This is a genomic window from Pseudoalteromonas sp. H105 (assembly GCF_001469215.1).
Lineage (GTDB): Bacteria > Pseudomonadota > Gammaproteobacteria > Enterobacterales > Alteromonadaceae > Pseudoalteromonas.
The window spans coordinates 404,022-429,795 of the sequence record NZ_LOFH01000002.1 but is presented as its reverse complement, the minus strand read 5'-3'; the positions used below and the strand labels follow the sequence as shown (position 1 = coordinate 429,795).

The 25,774-nt window shown below is 39.7% G+C and carries 18 protein-coding genes; 4 read left to right on the top strand and 14 right to left on the bottom strand.

What is annotated here, in order from left to right:
* Positions 1–36: 36 nt before the first annotated feature.
* Both ATS75_RS05410 and ATS75_RS05405 read right to left on the bottom strand, forming a co-directional pair.
* Positions 37–1,020, bottom strand: coding sequence for a patatin family protein (locus ATS75_RS05410; RefSeq protein ID WP_058559408.1), 984 nt, complete (start codon positions 1,018–1,020; stop codon positions 37–39).
* 445 nt (positions 1,021–1,465) lie between these two features.
* Positions 1,466–2,233 (bottom strand): siderophore-interacting protein, encoded by a 768-nt coding sequence (locus tag ATS75_RS05405; RefSeq protein WP_058559407.1) that lies wholly within the window; start codon positions 2,231–2,233, stop codon positions 1,466–1,468.
* A gap of 109 nt (positions 2,234–2,342) precedes the next feature.
* On the opposite strand from ATS75_RS05405, the gene ATS75_RS05400 reads away from it, so the two are divergent.
* From ATS75_RS05400 to ATS75_RS05390, 3 genes are all read left to right on the top strand, one after another.
* Positions 2,343–2,771, top strand: a complete 429-nt coding sequence (locus ATS75_RS05400) for a MarR family winged helix-turn-helix transcriptional regulator (protein WP_058559406.1) — start codon at positions 2,343–2,345, stop codon at positions 2,769–2,771.
* Positions 2,772–2,867: 96 nt separating this feature from the next.
* Positions 2,868–3,281 carry a LexA family protein gene (locus ATS75_RS05395; protein ID WP_058559405.1) on the top strand — a complete coding sequence of 138 codons (414 nt, stop codon included), beginning with the start codon at positions 2,868–2,870 and terminating at the stop codon, positions 3,279–3,281.
* Complete coding sequence (locus tag ATS75_RS05390; RefSeq protein WP_058559404.1) at positions 3,269–4,531, top strand: Y-family DNA polymerase; 1,263 nt, start codon at positions 3,269–3,271, stop codon at positions 4,529–4,531. Before ATS75_RS05395 ends, ATS75_RS05390 begins: the two co-directional genes overlap by 13 nt.
* Here ATS75_RS05390 and ATS75_RS05385 read toward each other — a convergent pair.
* The 7 genes from ATS75_RS05385 to ATS75_RS05355 all read right to left on the bottom strand — a co-directional run bounded on the left by ATS75_RS05385 (position 4,526) and on the right by ATS75_RS05355 (position 13,438).
* A complete protein-coding gene (locus tag ATS75_RS05385; protein ID WP_058559574.1) occupies positions 4,526–4,993 on the bottom strand; it encodes a hypothetical protein in 468 nt (155 codons plus the stop codon). The two genes, ATS75_RS05390 and ATS75_RS05385, sit on opposite strands and share 6 nt — an antisense overlap.
* A 139-nt stretch (positions 4,994–5,132) precedes the next feature.
* Complete coding sequence (locus ATS75_RS05380) at positions 5,133–11,441, bottom strand: M4 family metallopeptidase (RefSeq protein ID WP_058559403.1); 6,309 nt, start codon at positions 11,439–11,441, stop codon at positions 5,133–5,135.
* Between the two features lie 274 nt (positions 11,442–11,715).
* On the bottom strand, positions 11,716–12,234 hold the full coding sequence (locus tag ATS75_RS05375) for a DUF4240 domain-containing protein (RefSeq protein WP_058559402.1): 519 nt from the start codon (positions 12,232–12,234) through the stop codon (positions 11,716–11,718).
* Positions 12,231–12,425, bottom strand: coding sequence for a YwbE family protein (locus ATS75_RS05370; protein ID WP_058559401.1), 195 nt, complete (start codon positions 12,423–12,425; stop codon positions 12,231–12,233). The genes ATS75_RS05375 and ATS75_RS05370 overlap by 4 nt, the downstream gene beginning before the upstream one ends.
* A 57-nt stretch (positions 12,426–12,482) precedes the next feature.
* Entirely contained in the window at positions 12,483–12,935 is a 453-nt protein-coding gene (locus ATS75_RS05365) for a hypothetical protein (protein ID WP_058559400.1), read from the bottom strand.
* Between the two features lie 7 nt (positions 12,936–12,942).
* On the bottom strand, positions 12,943–13,224 hold the full coding sequence (locus tag ATS75_RS05360) for a hypothetical protein (protein WP_058559399.1): 282 nt from the start codon (positions 13,222–13,224) through the stop codon (positions 12,943–12,945).
* Complete coding sequence (locus ATS75_RS05355) at positions 13,211–13,438, bottom strand: hypothetical protein (protein WP_058559398.1); 228 nt, start codon at positions 13,436–13,438, stop codon at positions 13,211–13,213. The genes ATS75_RS05360 and ATS75_RS05355 overlap by 14 nt, the downstream gene beginning before the upstream one ends.
* Before the next feature lie 102 nt (positions 13,439–13,540).
* Here ATS75_RS05355 and ATS75_RS05350 point away from each other — a divergent pair, with 102 nt between their 5' ends.
* Entirely contained in the window at positions 13,541–14,341 is an 801-nt protein-coding gene (locus ATS75_RS05350) for an ion transporter (RefSeq protein ID WP_201020950.1), read from the top strand.
* Between the two features lie 31 nt (positions 14,342–14,372).
* Here the strand turns inward: ATS75_RS05350 and ATS75_RS05345 are convergent, their stop codons facing one another.
* From ATS75_RS05345 to ATS75_RS05325, 5 genes are all read right to left on the bottom strand, one after another.
* Complete coding sequence (locus tag ATS75_RS05345) at positions 14,373–16,331, bottom strand: methyl-accepting chemotaxis protein (protein ID WP_058559396.1); 1,959 nt, start codon at positions 16,329–16,331, stop codon at positions 14,373–14,375.
* A 151-nt stretch (positions 16,332–16,482) separates the two neighbouring features.
* Positions 16,483–17,625: an aspartate-semialdehyde dehydrogenase gene (gene asd / locus ATS75_RS05340; RefSeq protein ID WP_058559395.1), complete on the bottom strand. Its 1,143-nt coding sequence runs from the start codon at positions 17,623–17,625 to the stop codon at positions 16,483–16,485.
* A 145-nt stretch (positions 17,626–17,770) separates the two neighbouring features.
* Positions 17,771–18,577 carry a polyphosphate kinase 2 family protein gene (locus ATS75_RS05335; protein ID WP_414858276.1) on the bottom strand — a complete coding sequence of 269 codons (807 nt, stop codon included), beginning with the start codon at positions 18,575–18,577 and terminating at the stop codon, positions 17,771–17,773.
* 134 nt (positions 18,578–18,711) lie between these two features.
* Positions 18,712–21,405 (bottom strand): TonB-dependent receptor domain-containing protein, encoded by a 2,694-nt coding sequence (locus ATS75_RS05330; protein ID WP_058559394.1) that lies wholly within the window; start codon positions 21,403–21,405, stop codon positions 18,712–18,714.
* 68 nt (positions 21,406–21,473) lie between these two features.
* Complete coding sequence (locus ATS75_RS05325) at positions 21,474–25,583, bottom strand: hypothetical protein (protein ID WP_058559393.1); 4,110 nt, start codon at positions 25,581–25,583, stop codon at positions 21,474–21,476.
* Positions 25,584–25,774: the final 191 nt, after the last annotated feature.

Genomic DNA, 25,774 nt, shown 5'->3' with positions numbered 1-25,774 from the left:
AAGGCCTTTGCATAACATTTTGTTCATTAATAGGCATTAACCATACAGAGCTTGATCCGTCTGTGTTTGTTGGTATTGCTCAATTAAATATTGATTCCCTGCAGCTATACCTAATTTATAATCGTTTCGTAAATCACTGTTAGTACTGCCGAGTAATTTGCTGTGTAATTTACTTTCAGCAAAAATTTGGATTATTTCGACATCTTCAGGTGGATTTTCAATAAATTTGAGTTCATCCAAATAAGCTTGTTCATGCTGTAATAAATAATCGATGGTTTTAGGGCAATAGCCTGATGCACATACAAACGTTCTCAATTTATTTACCCATGCTGATTGCACCGGTAAACTAGCATCGACTGTGCGAATAACAACTATCTTGCGTGCACCACGATTGTAGGCCTCTTTAACAGGCAACGGCGCAGCTAGCCCACCATCTAAAAAGAAATCATCATTCGTAAAAGTACACTCTCTGCACTCTGATGCTTCATTTGCAGCGGGTTTATCAAGCCAAGGCGTTAATCTAACACCTTGTTTATATAGAAAAGGTAAAGCACTTGAAGCTTTAAGTAAGTCTCGCCATTGCTTACCCTCACCAGTTGGGGTTAAAAAGTAGGGTTTACGATCACGTGAATTTGTAGCTGTGATCAGTAATTCTCTATTACCTAGACTTGTTTTAGCCGTTTTAAAGTCCAGGGCACGGTTAAGCTCAGTCGTTTTATCAAAGTACCAATCAAGATCCACAATACTTTTACCAAGAAGCCCTCTGCCAAGTTGAAAGAATTGTTTATGACGTGATAAACCACGAATAAGGCGTTTAGCATAGCCTTTTTGACGTGCTAAAAAACTCGTGAGGTTTTGTGAACCTGCTGATGTGCCGATAAATAGGTCGAATGGGTCGTATTGATGCTCAAGCCATGCATCAAGCACACCTGCTGTAAAAATTCCTCGCTGACCGCCCCCTTCAGCTATCAATGCTGTTTTATTGAAAGTTTTTGAGGTTGTTGGGTCTTGAGATTTCACAGTGAGCCTTCCTTTTAATATGCTGCGTGGTTTATACCTTCATTCTAATGAATTTTGTTAATACGTTAAAATTGATTGTATGAATCTAATTGATTAATATAATAGAACGATAAACCTTATGGCTTACCTCTGTTTTGATGTATAACTAGAGTAACAAGTACAAAATGTATGCTTGCTTAATTTAGCTATTATTTAATCTGCTTATGATTTCAAGGGGGCTGTGCCTGTATTGGCTTTGGTATAGCCATTGGTAAAAATAAACTTATCTATCCCGAGCTATTTAACTATCGTCTTAAGCTCATAGTTAATAGTCGTAGAGCCGCTAACGGCTGGTAGGCTTAATCCGAGTAACAAAAAAAGTATCGCCGCACGAGGTTACATAACAAAGTACCATTAACATATTTACCTCTACTGTGATGACATAGAGGTAATTTTTAATCAGCATTTAAGCATTTGATTGGTGCTGTTTTTCGACTTTTAAACCATCGGCTGTTATACCTTGCTTCCAATAGGCTGAGCACACTATATTTTCGCGTTCAATTTCAAAGCGTTCACCAACAAGGGTGTTTATTTGCCGAACCAATGAAGACTCAAGGGCCATAAACACTAACGGCTTAGTATGACTTTGGCTCAACTGGGCGATCACTGTATTAATTAAATCGATGTTTGGTTGCTCGCTAACAAGCCAATTAACGCGGTGATTACTCTGGGTTACATCGAGCTCAATAATATCCTGCTTATCAGGTACGTGAATAATAGCATTCACGGTAGCACTGGCTGGTAACTTCTGTAAGTAACCATTTATTGCATTAACGGAGGTTAAATCTCCTAACAATAGGTAATCTGATTGACTAAAATCTGAGAGCTTTTTGGGCCCAGGCCCTGCAATACCTATGTTGTCACCCACTTTGGCACGCTTAGCCCAATTCGTAGCAATCCCGCTATGTTGATTAATAACAAAATCCAAGCTGATTGCCCCGCTTTGTGAGTCTATTTCACGTATTGTGTATGAGCGCCTGACCGCAGGATTATCCGCTTTAAGATCAAGTTCAACGTCTGTTTGCCCTTCATGAGGAAAGAGTACTTTTACATAAGCACCTTGTTGATCAAGTGGAAAGTCTTCAAACTCCTCAGAGCCAACGACAATACGCATTAAATGCGGCGCTATTTGTGTGATACTGATCACGTATGCTCGACGTATTTTTTTACCCATGTTTATCTCCAATGCTTTAATAAAATAATGATTGTTTGCACAACGCCCCATTGGTTGATAAAATCAACTATATACTTTTAATTGACTTTGTCAACTAACTAGGTGTTTCATGACACAACAAAATTTAGCCGCTACTTTATTTGCTCTTGCTCAAAGTTACCGTGTGACTGTACGAAACTCTATTAACGCTAACGAGTTAGGTATCAATGCATTGCATGTACGTTGCTTGCATATTATTGCCCAAACACCTCATTGCACTGCAAACGATATTGTTCTGCAAACACAACGTGATAAAGCTCAAATAGCACGTTTGATCAAAGAGTTACTAAAACTCGACTTAATATCTAAATGTCCCGATGAAAATGATAAACGCTGCTTTATCCTTTCATTCACCCAAACAGGCGAACAACTATTACAAAAATTGCATGCCGCTGAGCAAAGTGTTGATGCTTTACTATGCCAAGGGTTAGATCAAAGCCAAATTGATAATTTTTTGCATACAGCTAACACTATGATCAGCAATATAAATCATGAATAAAATAGGCCGTCTGCGCTTGCGAAACTGATCTAACCCTTGGCATTTTAACGTGCTAAGCACTATACTGTACAAATATACAGTTAAGTGTGTTTTAGTATGCGTGTTATCCCAATTTATATCGAAGCTGGCGTGTGTGGATTTGAATCCCCCGCGGCCCAATACAAAGAATTAGGCTTATCGCTTGATCAATTATTAATAAAACACCCAGATGCCACGTTTATCGGTGTTGCTTCTGGGGAGTCTATGCAAGGTGTGGGTATTTTTGATGGTGATTTACTGTTAGTTGACAGAGCTGAAGACGCCAAAAATGGCGATGTGATTGTTGCCAACTTAAATGGCTTATTTGTGTGTAAATTGCTTGATAGAACAAATGCACAATTATTGTCAGCGTCTCCTGCATATGGGCCTGTTCAGCTTTCAGCCGATGATGAATTTCAATTAGAAGGTGTAGTCACGCGCTCAATTCGTCTGCACCGTTTAAGTCCTGAGTTACACCAATGTATGCCTTAGTCGATGCGGTGTCATTTTATGCCAGTGCTGAAAAAGTGTTTGACCCCGCAATCAGAACAAAGCCCGTCGTTGTATTAACCAACAACGATGGCTGTATTTGTGCCGTGTGCCCTATTGCACGTAAGTTAAATATTCCTAAATTTCAGCCCTACTTTAAAGTAAAACACTTATTTGCTAAGCATAACGTGATTGTTCGTTCATCTAACTATGAGTTATACGCCGACTTAAGCGACAAAATGATGAATGTGATCAGCCGCTTTTGTGATAACCAACATATTTATAGTATTGATGAATCGTTTTTACACTTTAACGGTTTTACACCCTTAATAAGGGATTGGCATCAGTATGGCCATCAGATCCGTCGTACTGTGTGGCAAGAAACTAAACTGCCTGTAGGTGTTGGCTTTGGCCCAACCCCTACTTTAGCAAAAGCAGCAAATCATGCAGCCAAAAAGCTGACCGGCTTTGATGGCGTTGCCATCATCGACAGTGAAAGCTCACGCAAAAAGATACTTGCTATGATGGATGTAAGCGATGTCTGGGGTGTGGGTAAACGGATTGCAAAAAAATTAAAATTAATGAATATACATTCAGCACTTGATTTGGCGCAACAAGAACCCCGGCGTATGAAAAGGCAATTTAGTGTGGTACTTGAGCGCACTGTTAACGAGCTTAACGGAGTAGCTTGTTTGAGCTGGGATGAAGTACGCCAAGATAAACGCGAAATATTTTCGACTCGCAGCTTTGGTAAACGGCTAACTGATCCGATTGCACTAAAAACAGCATTAGTCAGTCACTGCGTTACTGTTGGTAAAAAACTTCGTCAACAACGCTCTGTCACTCAACGGCTTTTGTTGTTTGTTGCAAGCTCTTCACACGAACAAGTCTACTATAAAAAATCTTTAATTTATGACTTTGCGACCCCAAGTTCTGATAGTTGTGTATTAGCCAGCGCTGTTAATCAGTTATTTGATCAACTCTACCAACCTGGCATACAATTTTATAAGTGTGGTGTGGGGGCGTTAGAGTTAGGCTCTGTACAATTTCAACAACCGGATTTATTTGCTGTATCAAGAGATAATAGTAAACTTATGAACTGCTTAGATACTATAAACAAACGTTACGGCAGCAATACATTATCATTGGCAAGTCAGCAACAAACACAGTCATGGCATATGAAACGTGAGTACTTATCGCCCCATTACACAACTCGTTGGCATGCATTACCTAAAATAACATGTGACTTATAAACGTTGCTGCTCAAATTTGCACAAAACATCCGTACTTTCAACAGTGTACTGTAGTTTATTGCCAGCCAAAAAACGCAATGTTTGGCTGCTATCAAGTGAATCTTCTGGGTTGTCACATCGATCATGGCGGAGGGTCATGGTTATACCTTCACTGGTGTATTTAAATTTAGTCGTGACTAAGCAAAAATTGGCAACTTTATTAGTTTGTGTACCGTTATGAAGCCCGTTAAATGTAATTAAATTACCTAAGCTAAAACCTAAATCAGGCTGAGTATCATCAAGCCATTTAAGTTGACCAGAATCACAAAAGGTTGGATCACCATTTAATAACGTGTAAGAGCCAGCTTTACTATTAAATAAGCTTTCAAACTTTGTTTTATTACTAGGCAAAACAACTTGTGCCTGAAGCTGAATTGTTAATAATACACAGCTACTAAATAGTATCAATTTAAAATAACGCATAAAAAAACCATAATTTTTGCTCATACGAATATCATAACATACTCACAGAACACAATTTCAGATCCATATCATTTTAACCAAAAAGCAAAAACCCCCGATAAATATCAGGGGTTTTGATTTGTTAAATATTCATTGAATGCTAGCCATAGCGACTATAATACTGCGACCGCCTCAATACTAAAGTTGTCAGAAGCAATAGAAGCATCAGAGCGAATGACCCCCCCCCACTTTTCTTATCATCCAACTTAGTAGGCTGAACAACTTGTGGCACATCGTTCACAGTCACTGTAACCGCTTGCTCAACATCAGCCTCGCCATCAGAGACAACAACTTTAAACGCAAGTTCTGTCGACTGAGATACATTTGGCGTTACAAATTTAAGAGTACTTGCGTTTTGGCTTTCAAGTACGACCTCAATACCTTTTGTTTGTACCCAGGTATAACTAAGCTCTGTAGATTCTTTATCTGTGGCTGTTGCTGTAACTGTAACTTCAGTTGCTTCATCTGCAGTAATCGTTGAATCACTAAGCTCAACACTTGGCAACTGATTAATGTGCAACGCATTAATTTTGAAATCATGCGTAAATTGCTCATAACCATCAGATATCACGACGCTTACAATCACCTCCGCTGACTCTGTTAACTCAGCCACATTAAGGATAACTTTACCCTGAGTATCGGTATTGCTTATAGAAAGCTGTGGATGTTCGACTTTCCAATCAAACGTTAACGTATCACCATCGGGGTCAACAGTACCTGATAAATCAAGCTCAACCTCAGTTAACTCATCAATACTTTGCGGAATTGATGCGTTTAATACAGGTGCTTTATTAAGGCTTTCTTCAGCTAACTTTGCAACAATCTCAATTTCACCATTTACTTTGCCATCAAGATCAAACTCACCGCCATCAACAACACCAAAGGCAACACAACCCGAACACAAGCTATCGTATACATTTCCCGTTAGAGCAGGAACAGACTGCCACCCCGTATTTGATAATACACGGACTTGCAGGTGTGAACTTAATAGTGAATTAACGCGTTGTGGTATCGCAATTTCAGCACTACTTGCCATATTTGCAAGGATTATATTTAAGTTAACCAAATCACTCTTAGCCTGGAAATGTGGCTCGAATATATTTTTCTCAGTAAAGTATTCAGTTAAGCTCTGCTCATCTATAGACATATCCGCAATTAAACCATCCATTAAATCTTGCTTAATAGTACCTACCGATAAATGATTGAACTGATCTACGCTATACAAAAGGTCACCTGATGCAAGTATCGCAGAATAAGTCACGGCTGAATTATCTAGGTAATCGGCAATACCATCTTTATCGCCATCACCCAGACCTTCTTCAAAATCAGGTATACCATCACCATCTGTATCAGCCTCACGATCATCAAATGTAACATCGTCTATCACTTGCAAATTAATAACTTTAGATACCACAACTTCATTATCAACTTTACCTGTCAGTGATAGTTCAAAAATGTCGCCATCAAGCGTACTTGGATCAAAATTAATAGTCCAAACAGACTCACTCGAAAGATATTGAGTAAACGCAATATTTGGAGAAACCTCTAATTCAAGATCATGCTGAGAAGTTGATGAAGGTAGGCCTAAAATTTTAATTTCCGCAAAGAAGTCATTTAATGAACGTTGCACATGTTTATTAATTACCTTACCATTTTGACGTAAGTCTACTGTTAACGTAGGCGAAGCCTGTTCTTCTAAATATACCAACGTGCTGGTGTCGTTCTTGCCAACAAAAACATTACTGTTGCCATTAAGCTTAATAATTGCAGGACTTTGAGAAGAAGGGCGATCTAGTTCAACTTTGATAGAGCCATACAAATAGGTATAAAAGTAATAATTTTGATTATTCATATTCAAAGAAAAGCTAGCATAACTTGAAGGGCTTTCACCATGAATGAACAAATCAACAACAATTTTACCATTTTGGTACACTTGAGTATGCGGTTGAATACTCACTTCAGGGTAAATTCTAGCCATTAAATTACCGGTTGTGCTATTGCCCGCACCATCAGTCACCGTTACAGGCACTTGTACATTGCCTGTTCTGAAGATAAAGCTACTATCAATTTCCAACGAGCTAATACCTGATGCAACCTCATCAATTACATAGTTATTAATAATAGCCTCTTTAAGCCCCGCTAAGGTATTACCATAAAAAGAAACATAATATCCCTCTCGGATCGCTGGCGGTGTAGTATCAACAATCGTCACTGTTTGAATCGCAGTGGTTTCATTACCAACAAAATCACGCGCTACCCAGCTAATTTGATGCTCTCCTAATGGGTAGGAAGATCCATTTTGTATATAAACTTGTGGCTCTATATGTCCATTATCTGTAACCTGAGGCAAAAATACATTTGGAATATACGTATTTTCAAACTCTGCTTCTATAGTAATAGGTTCAAGATTACCAAAAATAGGGGCTTGATTTTCACCTAAGCTTGCATCATTTGGATGGCTATCTTCGCTATCATATACACCGTCAGCATCACTATCTCTGACACGTGGATTAGTTTGAAGATTAAATTCTTCTAAATTGGATAAACCATCATAATCTAGGTCATCATTAGCATCATATGAATATAATGCATTAAGACCATTTTCATATTCCCAATAATCAGGCAAACCATCTGAATCAAAGTCCGAAGTTGTATCAAGTTCAGAGAACCATATTACATTGTCAAATGATACGCTCTGACGGTATTGTAAATCCAAATCAAATTTAACTTTTACAATATTATAACCTTCACTAACAGGTAATAATAAGCGAGATGTGGAGTATTCTGTTTCAACAACAGTACCATTCACACTAACTTCTAAAAGGTGAGTGTAATTAGTCTGATAATCTAGCGTAATAAAGCCCGAAGAAAAAACTCCTGCAATAGCAAAACCTGCAATACCACTAGCGTCATTTTGGGATAATGCTAAACTAGCATTATCGGCAGTGGACCAGTGTGTATTGCTTTCCCACGTACCAATATTAAGGGCGAGCTTAGTAAAGTAATTCGGTAACCTTCCCTCTTCAAAACTCTCATTAAGCTGTTCAAAGCGCTGAGGGGTTGATGTTGAATCGCTGGCACTACTTTGCGCATAAAACTCTTGCAAGTTAGTGAAGCTATCGTTATCAGCATCAAAGTTCGCATCAGATGCATCAAGCGGTAACAAGTTATGAGTAACTTCGTAAGCATCAGATATTTCATCATTATCAGAATCACCCGATGTAGGGTTTGTTCCTAAATTAAACTCATCCAGAGCAGAGAGACCATCATCGTCAAGATCAGATAACGCATCCGATGGGTCTAAACGGTCAAGCCCATACTTTAATTCCCAGTAATCTGGAAGTTGATCATCATCGCTATCGGTTAAATCAGTTTCAGAAAAATAAATAAAATTATCAAGCCAAACGGTATCTTCTCCTGTTGACGCAGAACTATCTTTATTATATTCAAATAATAACTGATGTAGACCACCCGGTATTTCCAATTTAACCGATGTGGTAGCAGAGTCGTTTCTATTTCGACTTGTAAAAACTTCAATCCCATTCATTAATACAAAAAAATTATCACAGCATGATTCTGATTCTAACTTATAGTCGAATGTAAAAATGCCTTTTGCAAATAAACCTGAAATAGTAAACCGGCTAAACTGCGAGTCATCTATATCTCCAGCTCGAATGCTCTGATTTCCATCTGTAGCAAAGTCATTGGTTATATACCATGGAGCTGATGAGTCCTCTGAATGAGTAATCCATTGTGGTAATGTTGCCGCTTCAAATGAAGATGAAATATTTAAAGACTCAGGGTAAGAGCTGGCAAGCTGTGGATCTGTTTGAGCAAAATATTCAGTTTGATTATCAAAGCCATCATTATCTGGGTCTTCTAGTGCATCAAGCGCATCAGTAAGGCGAAGACCATTGTTATACTCCCAACCGTCTGGCATTGAATCGCTATCAGTGTCCGCTTGGCGGGGAAGCCCGCCGTTTAAAAACTCTAATAAGTTTGATAAGCCGTCTTCATCAAAATCTAGAGCAGCATCTTCACTATTGTAGATATCAAGGCCATGTAATAACTCCCACGAATCTGCCATACCGTCATTATCTGTATCGGAGAATTCATTACCAATATGGATATTGTCTATAAATACAGCATCCAAGTCAGTGGAGACAGAGCCATCTTTAAAATAAGTAAATGTTAATTCATTGAGGCCTGCCGCAATGGGTGCAGAAAATGAAGTCCAATCAATTAAACCCGAGTCTTCTAAAATTAGCTCATCATTTAAATATACTCTTAAAAAATCAAAATCACCCTCAGTTTGAAGCATATACGTAAAGTTTAGGTAGAGTTGTTCGGCGGTTAAAAAGTTAAACTTAATGCTAGTTTGTTGTGCATCATCGATATCGTTATTAGTGAGGACAAAACCTTGTGACCCATCAACCTCTTCAACAAGCCAAGGCATAGAAACATTTGATGAGATAAACTCACTAGGGATTTGCCCATCATCAAAATTAAACACTGCTTGTTCAAGAACGCTCGGTAAAGAATTAGAATCGGAGGGATCACTTCCACCTATAAATTCAATAACGTTAGTGAATGAATCCGAATCTAAATCTAAATGAGCATCAGCTCCATCAAGAGGGTTCAGTGCAAAAGACACCTCCCATCCATCAGGCATAATATCCGCATCAGAATCTGAATTAGTTGGTTGAGTAAGGTAAGTATTTAACTCATCAAAGTCAGATAAACCATCATTATCTGAATCTGAATTATTTGGGTAGGTATTAGCAAGGTACTCTTCAAGATTTGACAAGCCATCCTGATCCAAATCAAGTGAGGCATCATCGGCTGAGTTAGGATTCAAACCAAATATTATCTCCCAGTTATCATCCATTAAATCAGCATCGGTATCGATGAATTGAATGTTGTCACACTGTATTCCAACAATTTGAAAAGCATTAATAACATCGACAGCGTTATAAGATAAATCAATCGCAGAGTTGATTGCCCCACAGGCACCATCTATAAAGTCAGTAGAATTAACCCAGTAATTTTGATTTGCATTAAGCATTATTTCAAATGCTTTGCGGGGATCCCAGCCTTCAGTGTTAGACAAGAAGTAAAAAGCACGGTTAAATACACCACTACTATAGTGAACGTCCATACCATAGAAAAAATCACTCGCGTTGTCGATGGAATAACCATCGAGCGATGGGGTTTCAAAATAACGAAGAGCTGGAGCCACTTTACTGATATCAGCACCAGAGAGCCAGTCAGTTTGACCACGCAAAAAGTACTCGGCTGTTTCCCCTGCCATATCCGAAAATGATTCGTTAATACCACCTGATTGATCGAAGTATAAAAGATCGGAATTCTGCTGAGTGAAGCCGTGACTTACTTCATGTGAAACAATATCTAAAGATACCAGTGGATGAAAATTATCAGCGCCGTCACCAAAAGTCATCGCTGCACCATTCCATGTCGCATTTTCCCAACCATCGCCATTATGAACTCGCATAAGCAATTGGAAAGTTAATGGCGCGGTATTATACCACTGTTGGTACATATCAAAAACCGCTGTACCAAAAGCGTGCGCATCATTCAAAGGCGAATATGCACCATTTATTTCTTTATGTGTATTGCGGTCACAAGGAAATGAAAAAGCTTCTGACGGTTCAGTTCCTGATTCCATCGTCACAGTTTTTACTTTTTCATTTTCTAAAAAACACACATCATCAACTTGCGTAATATCTAGTGCGTCAAAGTCTGTTCCATATTCATATTGACCCGTTTTAATATTGCCGCCGGGACCCTTACCATGCGCAGATTGAATATTGTTCCACTGTTTAAAAATAAGGTAGTTAGATTCACTTACAAGCGCAATGGGACGATATTCATTCATTTGTTCATGCACGCTAAGTTCAATTAACCTAACGTAATGTGCCTGCTCATTTTCAATATAAATATAACGCTCATTTGAAACCAACTCAAAAGTTGAGTCAGTTTCGAGTTTTGCATTTTGTAATAAAGCATCTGCAGCGAGAGATACTTCAAATTCAGAGTTAGCCGTTAACTTTAGGGCTGAAACCTCAATGTTTTTAGCAAAAAATCCACTGATATGGTTATTATTAGATTTTACGCGGATTTGTTGCCCCCAAACAGGCACGCCAGCAAAGTACTGCTGCATTTTTTTAACTGCAAGCGTGTTGGCTGGTTTATGGCGATGAGAGCTTACGCCTTCAACCTCAATAAAGTATGACTTGTTTGAAGATTGTGCCGTTGTTAAGTTTTGCGTAAGTAGTGTTTTAATTTCAGGTGTTGATGATTTAGTTACTCGCTGCGATATTGCCGCCTCAGTACTAAACGAATTTAGCAAGCTAAATGCAATTAAGCTTACTGACAATGATTTATACATAACATTCCTATGTCGTATATTATTATTTTACAGTCTTTGTTTATTGAAAATAAACACGTAAATGTAACATATTTATCGGTTTTGGGTAAGTTTTACCTATTCTTTTAACATAAGAATAGGTAAAAAACGGACGCGATATAATAAATAGAAGTAATGCGTGAAATAAAAGACTTGAATAAAGCTTGAAATGAATTAACAAATAAAGGCGAAAAGGGCATGTTGTCTAAATGCTTGTAAATCCATGTAAGCAAATTAGTAAAAATCAAGGCTAATTTTACTGCCAGTATTTATCAAACAGTCGTGGATAAGCTAATTTTAAAAATTTAGGCTTATCTTTAAAACGTTTGCCCTTTGGCTGTTCGAGACCTGACGGAACAAAAGGTAATTCATCTTCGTTACGCTCTTCATAGAGTAAGCCAGCTATGAGATCGTATTCATCTAGATAAGGGTATGGCTGTTCGTTTAAATGATAAACTGGAGTACAATCAGCCAAAGAGTCGGGGTTTTCAATTGCAGCATTAAAAGCACTTGCACCACGCGAGATTAACCAGCACCGAAACTCTGAAAAACCATACTCGTCATTACACCCTGCCATCACAAACGCTGCACCATATAATTCCCATGTATAGCTTTTACGCATGCAAAGGCCAAACTGCTTATCAAATGAAATCAAGCTATCATCATCTAAATCAACAAGTAACTGTTTTAAACGTTGAGTAACCGATTCGGGATCAGCTGTTTTGTCATCAACGGTGACTAATCGCCAAAAGTAAGATTCTGTGAACTCATTCATGCAACAATCTCTTTAACACGTCCTACTTGGCCGTCTTCTAACTGTACTTTAATACCATGAGGATGGTTGGGTGATTTAGTCAATAAACGCGAAACAATGCCGTTAGTTAATGTGCCACTTCGCTGATCTTGCTTTAAAACAACGTTGACTTCAGTGCCTAGGGAAATTTCAGAACGAGTAGGTACAGCCATAATATATCTCTTTTACTATTTTGCTAGATTATAACTGTATGTGAAAACTATACCAAATTAAACGAGGCTAATATTGATCGCTTGTCGTTCACTCGCTGTTAAAATTGAGGCCAAATACAGCTCAATGTCGCACGCCTTACCAATTATTTGAAAATCATAGCCTTGGCCATTGTTATCAAGTATACAACTAAGGTAATTGTCTGTGATTGTAATTTGGCTGATTCGAGTAATATCAACCTCAGATACTTTTTGTATAGCTGCCTGTTTTACAATTAGCTGGTTGTTGTCTCTGGTAATAGCATTAGCAAGCGAATGTTGCTCTATAAACTTTGCACTATAACGACGAGAAAAAGCCCAAAATGCGATTGCGATGACAAACCCATTACTAAAAATAGGTATAGGAGTGCCATTAGGTGATGCTACGATCTGATATATGCCTAAAATGAAAAATATCGCAGTAAGCGCCAATAAACTGCGTTGTTTGTTCTTATGCGTTAAATTCGAAAACATGGAAACCTTATGCCACTAAAAAATTAATTGACTGGGGTTTTATACCCATAACCCTAAGCTGCTCGATTAACTCTCTTTCAATAGAGGGTAATTGCTGTTGGCAATTAGCTTGCGCTAATGCGAAATCATCAATAAAAAAACAGGTAACCTGCAAAGTATTATCTGGCTTTTTCAAATTAATCGTATGCGTTAGATGACTGAAGTCGCGGTGCACGTCTTTTATATTCTCGCAGGCAGTCGTCAGTACTTTACGAAGTGCATTATCAAGTCGTTTTTCAGTTTTTGTCATTTTTAGATGCTTGTTCCTTAGCCCTATTGTTTTTGTATTCGTCGTAACCGCTTTCTTGGCGCTTTACACATTCATGGTACTCTTTATCAGCCATGTAGTTACATTCGTTTAATCGCGCTGATTGAATTTCATGATAACGGCTATCAGATGTACAACCCGATAAAAAAAGTACAAATAAAACACTAAGTAACAACTTCAGTGTATTGAAAACCATTAAAAATTCCTTACATTTTATGCCGAAAAAACAATTCATCTGATGCAATTTTGCTGTATATTGCACACGTTTTGAATTAATTACCGTTAAGGCTGAATTATGATGTTGTCGCAGTTACAAGAGCTGTTCCAGCGTATCGATAAAAGTAAAATATTTCAATCATTTGTTATTGCCGTTATTGTGATATCTGCGCTAACTGTAGGCGCTCACACGTATTCTTTACACCCTACAGTCGAGCTTGCATTGCATTGGATGGATATAGGGATCACTGTATTTTTCCTCATTGAGCTGATTATTCGCTATATCGCTAGCAAAGGAATTAAAGATTTCTTTTCTAAAGGATGGAATATTTTTGACTTCATAATTGTAGTGGGCAGTTTATACCCTGCAGCAGGTTCGACAATATTCATCGCTCGCTTACTCAGAATATTCCGTGTACTGCGATTAGTATCAATGATCCCAGAGTTACGCTTATTAGTAAATTCGTTACTTAAAGCCATACCACAAATGGGTTATATCGCATTGCTCATGTTCGTAATCTTCTACATCTATGCTGCCATGGGCAGTATGCTGTTTGCTGAAATAAACCCTGTTCTGTGGGGAGATGTATCAATCTCTATGCTGACATTATTCAGAGTTGCAACCTTTGAAGATTGGACAGACGTAATGTACGAAACCATGGTGGTTTATAAGTTAAGCTGGATTTTTTACCTTACGTTTATCTTTTTAACTGCGTTTGTATTTTTAAATATGATGGTGGGCGCTATTTTAGAGGTTATGTCTGAAGAGCACCGTAACGCCCGTGAAGAAAAAGCCGATGTTGATTCACTTCCCGCTACACAAGGGCAAGTGAACGAACTTAAGCAGCAACTCGATGAGTTAAAAGCACTCCTAAAGAAGTAGTAAGAGAAGGTGGTAAATGTTATTTATCACCTTACACTTTAAACTTCCCAACGAGGGAAGTCAGCGTATCAGATAATACATTGAGCTTGTCACCATTTTCGCTGGTGCTGGTTGCAATCTCACTGACATCATCCGCAGCGTTTTTAATTTCTATTACATTTCGATTGATGTCTTCTGCAACATGCTGCTGCTCCTCAGCAGCTGTTGCTATTTGAGTATTTAAATCACTGATAGTCACAATTGACGCGGTAATTTCAGTAAACTGCTGCTGGGCGGACTGAGATAAACCGACTGTTTTTTCAGTGCGCTCTAAACTCCGCTTCATCTCACTAGAAACCTGACCTGACATAGACCTTAATTTATCTAATTGGCCAGCGATTTCCTCTGTTGATTCCGAGGTGCGCTGTGATAATGCTCTCACTTCATCAGCAACAACGGCAAAGCCTCGCCCATGATCGCCTGCACGAGCAGCCTCAATAGCAGCATTGAGTGCCAATAAATTGGTTTGCTCTGCAATACCGCGTATCACACTTAATATAGACATAATATTTTCACTTTCGGCATCTAACTGCGATATATCTGAAGTTGCCTTTGTGATCACATCACTTAACGATGCAACACTTTGCACTGTTTCTGTTATTACAGACTGACCAATCTCTGAAGCCTTTTGTGTCTGCATGGCTAAATCAGCCGCATTTGCACAACTGGCTGACACCTCATTCGCTGTGGCAGCCATTTCGTTTATCGCTGTCGCCGCCATCTCAAGCGCTTGTTGCTGTTGTGATGTGGAGCGTGTTAATTGCGAAGCCTCTGATGATGTTTGCAACGATGTATCACTCACCTTTTGCGCACATTCGTTTATCTGTTTCACCAGATCAGCAATAAGGTTTAGAAATAAGTTAAAACTATTCGCTAATTTGGCTGTTTCATCTTTTGTTTTAATCGAAAGCCGTTGTGTTAAATCTCCACCACCGCGAGAAATTTCAGTTAAACCATCACTTACTTCTACAATAGGCGATGAAATTAATTTCGCAATATAGCTCGCCATAATAATAAAAACAGCAATCAACACAGCACTAATAAATATAATAGACAGTGTCATCGTATTTGCAGCGCGCATTACTTCAGACTTTTCAACTAACGCTATAAACTTCCAGCCTAAAGTGCGAGATGTGTATATACTCGCCAGATAATCGGTATTATTAATCGTAAGCTCAAACTGACCTGACTTATTATTAGCTAATGCTTGATACTTACCACCAGCAACCTCGGATAATTGCTTAAATCGGTAATCATTATTTTTAGGATCTACAAGGATGGTACCGCTGTCTTCTATTAGCATTAAGTAACCCGTTTCTCCTAATTTAATATCTGCAATAATATCCGTAAGACCATTTAATGATACATCCATCCCTTGAACGCCGACAATATTGCCATTGTCTTTAATAGCCTTGACAGTAGATACAATTACCATATCGTCTATTGCCCAGTAATAGGCGTTAGTACGAATGGTTTCGCCATTCGCTTGCACCGCTGTTTTATACCAAGGCCGCTCTCGTGGGTCGTACCGGGCGTTAACTTCACCTTGTGGCCATTGTATGTAACCTCCTTGTTCATTACCCATATAAATATAAGCTAATCCTGGATGAGTAAGACCGAAATGATCGAACGCTTTAAACACATCCTGTTCAGTGGTGCTTTGCTCAAGATGGTTAAGAGCAACAGAGGTGGTAGCGTCCATGTGAGTTTTTACATTTTTTTGAGCATTAAGAATACGGGGATCAGATGCAAGAAAATCGACGTTTTTAGCAATTTCAGTAAAAAACATCACAATAGCATTGTCAATTTGCGTTGCTTCACGTTGACTTAGTAACGCAAAGTTATCATGAGCTTGTTGGCGAGTTTGTGTAATGACTAATACGGCAATAATGAATAAAGGCAGTACTATTGCTGAAGCAAAAGAGAGCTTCAGTTTTTTAGAAATATTCATAAAAAAAACCTAAAGAACTTTCTAAAAATATAGTGCTTAAGTGTTCTTTGAGCAAATAATACTAGGACTAAACATGTAAAAAAGAAAAGAAAAACTAAGTGAACGCAATAAAAAAGGCCAGCGCAAGCTGACCTCATTGATAAACTTAAAATTAACTGCTTTTTGCAACAATAATTCGTAGCATACGGCGTAAAGGCTCTGCAGCACCCCACAGTAATTGGTCACCTACAGTGAACGCACTAATGTACTCTGGCCCCATAGATAATTTACGGATACGACCTATTGGAATATCAAGCGTGCCCGTTACTTTTACAGGTGTTAAATCAGTGGCAGTGATATCACGTTCGTTTGGTACGACTTTAACCCACTCGTTGTGAGAGGCTAAGATCTCTTCCACTTTTTCAACGCTGATGTCTTCACGTAATTTGATGGTCATGGCTTGAGAATGACAACGCATCGCACCAATACGAACACATAAACCATCTACAGGTATTGGTTGCTTAGATGAGCCTAAAATTTTATTTGCTTCAACCTGCGCCTTCCACTCTTCTTTTGATTGCCCTGATGGCATTGGCACATCAATCCATGGGATTAAACTGCCTGCTAATGGCACACCAAATTGATCTTGTGGTAAATCGCTTGAAGCAATTTGCTCAGTTACCAATTTATCAATTTCTAAAATGGCAGCTTGCGGGTCGGCAAGTTTATCAGCAACACTAGCATGAATAGAGCCCATTTGAGCAATGAGCTCTTTCATGTTGCGAGCGCCTGCACCTGATGCTGCTTGGTAAGTCATAGGGCTTACCCATTCGATCAAGTCTTGCTCAAACAAACCACCTAAAGCAAGTAACATTAATGAAACCGTGCAGTTACCACCTACGTAGGTTTTAACACCCTGTTCAAGGCCTTGCTCGATTACGTCTTTATTAACTGGATCGAGCACAATGATGCTATCGTCGCTCATGCGCAGAGCTGAAGCTGCATCAACCCAATAGCCGTTCCAACCTGACTCTCTAAGTTGTGGGTAGACTGCTTTAGTGTAATCACCGCCTTGGCACGTAATTACAATGTCCATTTTAGCAAGTTCATCTATGCTAGAGGCATCAAGCAAAGGTTTTGCCGTGCCGGCTATGTCAGGCCCTAATTGACCTGCTTGAGAGGTAGTAAAAAAAGTGGTGTCAATATTGGCAAAGTCCTTTTCCTGCTGCATACGTTCTAATAACACTGAGCCAACCATGCCCCGCCAACCGACTAATCCTACTTTTTTCATTGTTTGTTCCACTGTTTGAGTCATAAGAAATACCTAATACGTTAAAAATTAAAAATTCATTGCGTGAGATTTAATTTTTAGCCACTTCAATCTAGCATCGCAGTAAATGCAAAACCAGCAATAGTCATAGAACATAAAAATATTTCATATTGAAAAGTAAGTCATGGCTTTAATCTATGTTTATATCCTCTAGATTGGGATCTAAACTAGGCGGTGTAATGTCTATTCCTTTGCGTAATTGCTTGACCACCGTTTTTAACACCTCTATACGAGCATACCATTTGTACTGCGCAGCAATAGCATGCCATGGGGCTGCAATAGTGTCGGTATTAGCAAACATTTCATTTATAGCAGTAACGTATTCACTTCTTTTTTCGCGATTACGAATATCTTCACTGGTTAATTTCCAGCGTTTATAAGGGTCTTGCAAACGGCCTTCAAAGCGTTTGAGTTGCTCATCACTACTGATATTTAAAAACAACTTAACAATACGAACATCGTCATCTATTAATAAGCGTTCAAATTCATTAATCTCTTGATACGCGCGCTGCCATTGCTCGTCGCTCGCAAACCCCTCCACACGCTCAACTAAAACACGCCCATAATATGAACGATCAAAGATGGCTATGGTTCCTGTAGCTGGTAGCTTAGTCATAAAACGATAGAGATAATGTTTCCCTTGTTCCTGAGGCGTTGGCGCAGCTATTGGATAAACGCTAAACCCTCTGGGGTCTAAACGCTGAGTTAAACGCCTGATTGCACCTCCTTTACCTGCTGCGTCCCACCCCTCTAAAACAATAATAGCGCGTCGCCCTTGATGAAAATAGGCCTGCTGAACATGCAGTAATTCAATTTGCCAACGCTTTAACTCTTGTTTGTAGGTATTTTTATCTTTAATGCATGGCCATGTCTGCTCTGATTCATCTAACTGTAAAGTCGGTTCTCTTAGTTTGATTATACTGACTGTGTGCACAATATTTCCTTATGAACAGGCGGTTATGCTTTATATGATAAAATGAGCATAACAAATATGTAGGCAAAAAAAAGCCCTACGTAAGTAGGGCAATTGTAGTTAGGTTTTTTATATTTGCCTTCCCGGGCAGAACAAACTTAGAACTCGTAAGAGTAAGAAACACTAAATTTCGTGCCCTCTTCTTTTTTCCATAAAGTCAGTCCTTCTTGCTCAATTGTTTTATCTTGGCCAAGTATGTTTTCAACTTTAAACTTCACTTTACTGTTGAAGTTAGGAAAATAAGAATACACTAAATCTAGTGAATGAAATGCTTGCTCTTGCGCATCTTCATTACCACGTGTCCCTGGTACGATAATACGCGGGCCAAATACGTTATACACTAATGATGTTGAGTGGAAACCATCATCAGAATCATAACCCATTTGTAAGTTAGTTACCCACTCGGAGTGACCGACTAAGCGACGCTCGTTATTTGTCACAATGTTAGACACTGAATCTGCTTCTAACGCGGCTTTTAGCTGTTGCTCAAACAAAGAGTCTGCACCGTCTGAGTCATCAATTCCTAAATCAACTGTAGAGTCAGAAATAGTTAAGTTACCTGAGACGAATATATTAGCCAATGATGAATCAATGAAGCTAAAGTCAGATAAAAAATCAAACTCTATACCCGTTAGCTCGCCTGATTCTGCATTGGCCGTTAATAATTGTGGCGCTGCGCCACCAACTGCTGCTAGTTCAACCATTTCAATTGGGTTCTCAATGTCTTTATGAAAAAGTGCCACTGAGAAGTTATTACCCGATTGCATATACCACTCGAATCTAAAATCAATATTTTTTAGTTTAGAGCTTTGTAAACTAGGCGAACCGCGAACTAAAAACTCCGTTAACGGGTCAACATAATACGTTGAGCTAACGTCACGCATATCAGGGCGAATTGTCGTTTCACTTAAGTTTAAGCGGAACTGCATTTCATCATCCATAATGTACGTCACAGCTAATGACGGGAATAAGTCATCATCTTTAACCGCAACATCAACAATTTCATCGGTTGTTGCATCAAATAGGTTGCTGTGCGCTTTGAATGGGATAGATACTTGGGTAAAATCTTCCCAACGAACACCACCTGTGAAACGCCACGTGTTATCTAAGAAAAAATCAGCCATAAAGTAATAAGCATCAAGCTTATTAGCGGCGGTATACTTGTCACCGTCAGCGGTTCTATCATCAAAAATTCCTGCACCAGTAGCACTTGCATAAAAATCATCGTTGTTAATATTATCATTAGCAAAAATTTCATCTAAGCGCGAACCAAATGTATACTCATCAGCAATACCACGATGCGTTATACCAAAGCGTGTATTTGCAGCATCACGCGATTTTTCAGAGAAATCCCCACCGGCTTTTAATTCAAGTTCATAGCCATCACCATAAAACGGCATGCCCATATTCCAACCCCATGTATCCACTTTATCATGCAGGTTTTGGAATTCACGGCTTAAGTTAGTGGCTGAAACATCTTGCAGCTGCTCTGATACATATACACCATCATCGTAATTACGTTGAAAAACAGCATCTACCATACCTGGCGCATTTCGGTTTGCACGGCTGGTGCCGGCATACCAATCAACAAACAAGTTATTATACTCAGCAAAGTTATGTGTACCTTTTAACTGGCTAGCGAACATTTCTCGCTCTTCATACACCACATCAACACGACGTAAGTCACGTACACCATCTTCAGTTTCATTGGCATCATAGAAGTTACGATCACGAACACGGTCACGCATATCATGTAAAGCAATATTAGTTAGTTCAACTTTATGATTAGAACTAAACTCATACCCTAGATTTAACGTTCCACTCCAGCGAACATTTTGTTCGGTAGATGTGCCGTCATAATATTGCGCAAAGCACTTATCTTCACAGCCTAAGCTACCTAGATTGGTACCGTTTTCTTCTTTACTTACTTCCCACTCATTTTCATAAGACACAGCAGCAAGTACACCAAACGTACCTAAATCACTATCAAAGCGATCACCCAGTGAAATTGAAAAATCGATTTCAGGCGGTACATCTTTCTCTGTTGGTCCAATATTCCAGTCAAGCGAAGACATCAACGCTTTACGCTGCTCTAAAGTGGTGTCTAAATTACCCTCTATACCATCAGCTGCGAAGGCATTTGTAAACTGTTGAGGTAATCCACGGGTTCCATCGTCACGACCCATCCAGTCATCGTCACCACCTTCATAAAAATAACCTGTTTCACTGTTATTTGTATCGTAAGAGGTGCCTACTTCAACTTTAAACAAGAAATCACTTGGAATTGACTTGGTTCTGATATTGACATTACCACCACCAAAATGCGCAGGCATATCCGGTGAAAATGATTTTTGTACACTTAGACTTTCAATAATGTCTGCTGGAAATAAGTCTAATGGTACAACCGAGCGAGTTGGATCCGGGCTGGGAACATACATACCATTTAACTGCGTACTTGAGTAACGCTCACCCAAACCGCGTACGTAAATAAACTTGCCGTCAACAAGTGTCAAACCTGTTACACGGCGTAGTGCAGCAGCGGCATCACCATCACCCGTTCGTGAGATTTGATCTGCCCCCATAATGTCCGCAACAAACGCTTGGTTTTGACGTTCTTGAAGCACCGCACCAGCACTCCCTTTCAAACGTTGACCAACTGCGACCACTTCTTCTATTGCTTGGTCAGATTCCTGCTCTGCGTGAGCTGAGTGGATAGACAAACCTAAAATAGCAGCAACAACTGCTTGATTTAGCTTTGAACGACCAAGTTTAGAGAGGTTAAAAGAATTCATTATTATACTCCGAAACATGAACTAGAAGCTGGGCGAGAGCATGCTCTCGCCCGGGATACGAAAGTGGGTTATTTAAGACCTACTTTTACCCAACCTGCTGTCCAGTCATTTTGTGCATCCATTGCACCGACGTAATCGACCTTATCAAAGAAGCTATTAAGGCTTGATGAATCAAAACCTGCGCCTAGTAACGCTGATTCAGCCGTTGGCATATACCCATTGTCACTTAAACCAAGCATTGCAGCTTCCATTACAGAGTTGCCATCTTGGGCTGTAAACCAAGACTCAACATTGCCATCCGCAATGACCGTATCTGAGAAGTTACTTGCCGCAGCACATGCGACGACTGAGTGGCTAATATTAAGTGAACCATCTTCTGCACGTGGCACAGAGTCAGAACCTACACGTAAACAGTTGCTGTATCCATCAGGGCCTGTAACAACTAGGTTTTTGATAACACCCGCTGTACCTGCACGTAGACGAACACCATTTACGCCGTCAGCACCAATAATGGTTACATTTGAAATGGTAGGAGTAGTTAACGGCGACGCATCTGAATCAAACTCAGAGTTGTCAGCTTCAATAGCGTTATCACCATTTGTTGAGTCTTGTTTAATTAGGACGTATTGCGCATTACCTGTCCAACCAAAAGACCAATCTAAAGAGTCATCACCAATATTTGTGAGTACTAAGTGACTAATGCTAGCAGTACCACCGAAGAACTCGACGCCATCATCAAGATTTTCATGTACATGGATATAATCAAGCTCTGTTTGACTGCCTACACCCGCAATAGTAATACCATTGAGCTCGTCACCGTTACCCAGTGTTTTGCCCGCTTGCTTAACAACAACATATTTTAATGTACCTGAGTTATCTTCAGGGTCGTTACCACCAAATAAGCCGGCATCACCTTCAGCTGGTACACCACACTCTAGAAGTTCAGTATCCGTTGTTTCACCTTTTTGGTCACCACACGAGTTCGCAGGTGCATTACCTAGTAATACTAAACCACCCCATTGACCGATATCAGTTTCGCCACCCGTTACATCTTGAATTGATGTCATAACGATAGGCTGAGAAGCTGTACCCACTGCCTCAATTTTTGAACCACGACGAACAACTAAGAAGTCATCACCTGATTCACCAATTAACGTTGTACCAAACTGAACATATAAAGTTGCGCTATCAACACGGTCACCACCAACAGCAGTACGCCCTTTTAAAATCCAGTGTGCATCATTTGTTAATGTCACATCTGACGTGAAGACCACATCTTGGTTAAGTTGATATACCGGCTTATCAGTCAGTTGTGGGAAGCTTGCTGAAACATCAGTTGCTAAGCCTTGTTCAAGTGCATTGGTTACTGATTGAGGGAAGTTAGGCGTTACAGCAACTGTCCAGCCGTCCATCCAATTGTTATCACCGTCAAACGCACCAATGTAATCTGTTTTGGTAAAGAACGGGTCAAGGTCAGATGCATCTACACCGGCACCAAGCAGTGGAGAACCTGATTTTGGCGTAAAACCGTCAGTCGCAAGGTTTAATGTTGCAGATGTCAGCGTCTGGTTACCTGTTTGACCTTCGAACCATGATTGAACATTCCCAGAACCAATAGCTTCGTCACCAAAGTTATTGTCTGTGTTACAAGCAACTACCGAGTTTTCAATTGATAGCTCACCTGATTCTGCATTTGCAGCTGAGTCTGAGCCAACACGTAAACAGTTTTTGTAACCATCAGGACCCGTAATTACTACATTACGTAACACACCGGCTGTACCTGCACGTAGACGAACACCGTTAACGCCATCAGCACCCACAACGGTTACATTTGATACAAGCGGCTTAGTCAGTGGTGTTGCATTTGAATCAAACTCAGAGTTATCTGCTTCAAACGCGTTATCACCACCCGCAGCACTTTGCTGAATGTAAACGTTTTGAGCGCGACCAGTCCAACCAAATGACCAATCGAAAGAGTCATCACCGATATCTGTTAATACAACATTACGCACATTTACTGTACCGCCGAAGAACTCAATACCATCATCAAGGTTTTGGTGAACCTGAATAAATTCAACCTTAGTATTTGAACCTACACCAGCGAATGAAATACCGTTTAGTTCATCACCATTACCCAGTGTCTTACCAGCATGTTTAACAACTACATAACGGATAACACCTGAGTTATCTTCTGGGTCTGTACCACCAAATAATCCAGCATCACCTTCAGCTGGTACACCACAGCCTTCTAGCTCTGCAGTGGTCGTTTCACCTTTTTGATCACCACATGAGTTAGCTGGTGCATTACCAAGTAATACTACGCCACCCCATTGGCCAATATTTGTTTCTGCACCTGTTACATCTTGAATAGATGTCATGGTGATTGGTGCTGTTGCAGTACCATTCGCATTGATTTGTGAACCACGGCGTACCACTAGGAAGTCATCACCTGATTCACCAATTAATGTTGTACCTGCTTGTACATATAATGTCGCACTGTTTGTTCTATCACCACCGACAGCAGTACGGCCATTTAAGATCCAGTGTACGTCATTAGTTAAAGTAACATCTGCGTTAAACTCAGTGTCTTCAGTTAAACGATACACTGGTTTGTCAGTGATCTGTGGAAACTCACTTGACACATCTGTTGCAAAACCTTGATCTTTTGCATTAGCTATATCTGTAGGGAAACCGCCGTTGATTGCAACGGTCCAGCCTTCCATCCAGTTATTAGATGTATTAAACGCACCAATTTGTGTGCCAGCAACAAGTGGAGAACCCGCTAATGGCATGTAGCCGTTATCGTCTAACATAAGCTGCGCTGGTGTCAGTGTTTGGTTGTCATCTTGGCCTTCAAACCAAGCTTGAACTGTACCGCCGTTAATTGTTTCGCTACCAAAGTTGTTAGCCGGCGTTTGACACGCAACAATTGAGTTAGTGATAGTTAAAGAACCATCTTCAGCACGAGGCACAGAGTCTGAGCCTACACGTAAACAATTTTCATACGTAGCAGGACCTGTAACAAATACATTTTTTAGAACACCCGCTGTGCCTGCACGTAAACGGATACCGTTGTTACCTTCAGCACCAACAATTGTGACATTCTCAATAGTTGGATTTGTAAGTGGTGAAGCTTCTGAATCAAACTCTGAGTTATCTGCTTCAATTGCATTATCGCCAAGGTTTGCAGCTTGTTGAATGTATACATTAGTTGCTTTACCTGTCCAACCAAATGACCAATCAAGCGAGTCATCACCAATGCTAGTTAAAACAACATTACTAACATTCACTGTGCCACCAAAGAACTCGATACCGTCATCAAGGTTTTCATGAACCTGAATGTAATCTACTGTCGTCGCAGAGCCAACACCACCAAATGTAATACCGTTTAACTCATCACCGTTACCCAGCGCTTTACCAGCTTGTTTAACAATAACGTACTTAATAGTACCTGAATTATCAGCTTCGTCTTCACCACCGAACAAGCCAGCATCACCTTCAGCTGGAACACCACAACCTGCAAGTTCTTCAGTTGTTGTTTCACCTTTTTGATCACCACACGAGTTCGCCGGTGCATTACCTAAAAGAACTAAACCGCCCCATTGACCAATGCCTGTTTCAGCACCCGTTACATCTTGGATAGATGTCATTGTGATAGGCTGAGAAACAGTACCTACTGATTCAATTTGAGAACCACGGCGTACAACTAGGAAGTCATCGCCCGTTTCACCAATTAGTGTAGTACCTTGTTGAATATAAAGAACGGTATTGTCAGCACGGTCATTACCAACCGCTGTACGCCCTTGTAAAATCCAATGAGCATCGTTTGTAAGCGAAACATTGGCTGTAAATACAGTGTCAGCCGCTAATTTATAAACTGGCTTATCAGTAATTTGTGGGAAAGAGCTTGAAACATCAGTCGCTAAACCTTGAACTAATGCATTATCAATATCGGCAGGGAAACCAGTTGTAGCATTTTGTGAATCATCACGGCTTGAATCGTCGCCGCCATTATCACCACCATTGTCGCCACCATTTTCATAATTATTATTAATAGTGTCGCCTTCATTAACTGTTGTATTAGCGTCGCCTTCTTTTACGACTAAGTCACCACCACAACCAGATAAAGAAACCGCTGCTGCTACTAAACTAACTTTAAATAAGTCAGATAATTTCATTGTTCACTCCGTTAAGATATTTAATTATTTTGTTAGTGCATTTAAATAAAAACCCAAGTCACCTTTAAGCACGATTCTCATACTTAAAGGTCACTTGAGTTTTTCAACGTGACTACCTTACGGGAGCTATATGACAGAGAAGTTACACTTATATAAACATAAAATGACAATCTAAATCATTAAATTACAAC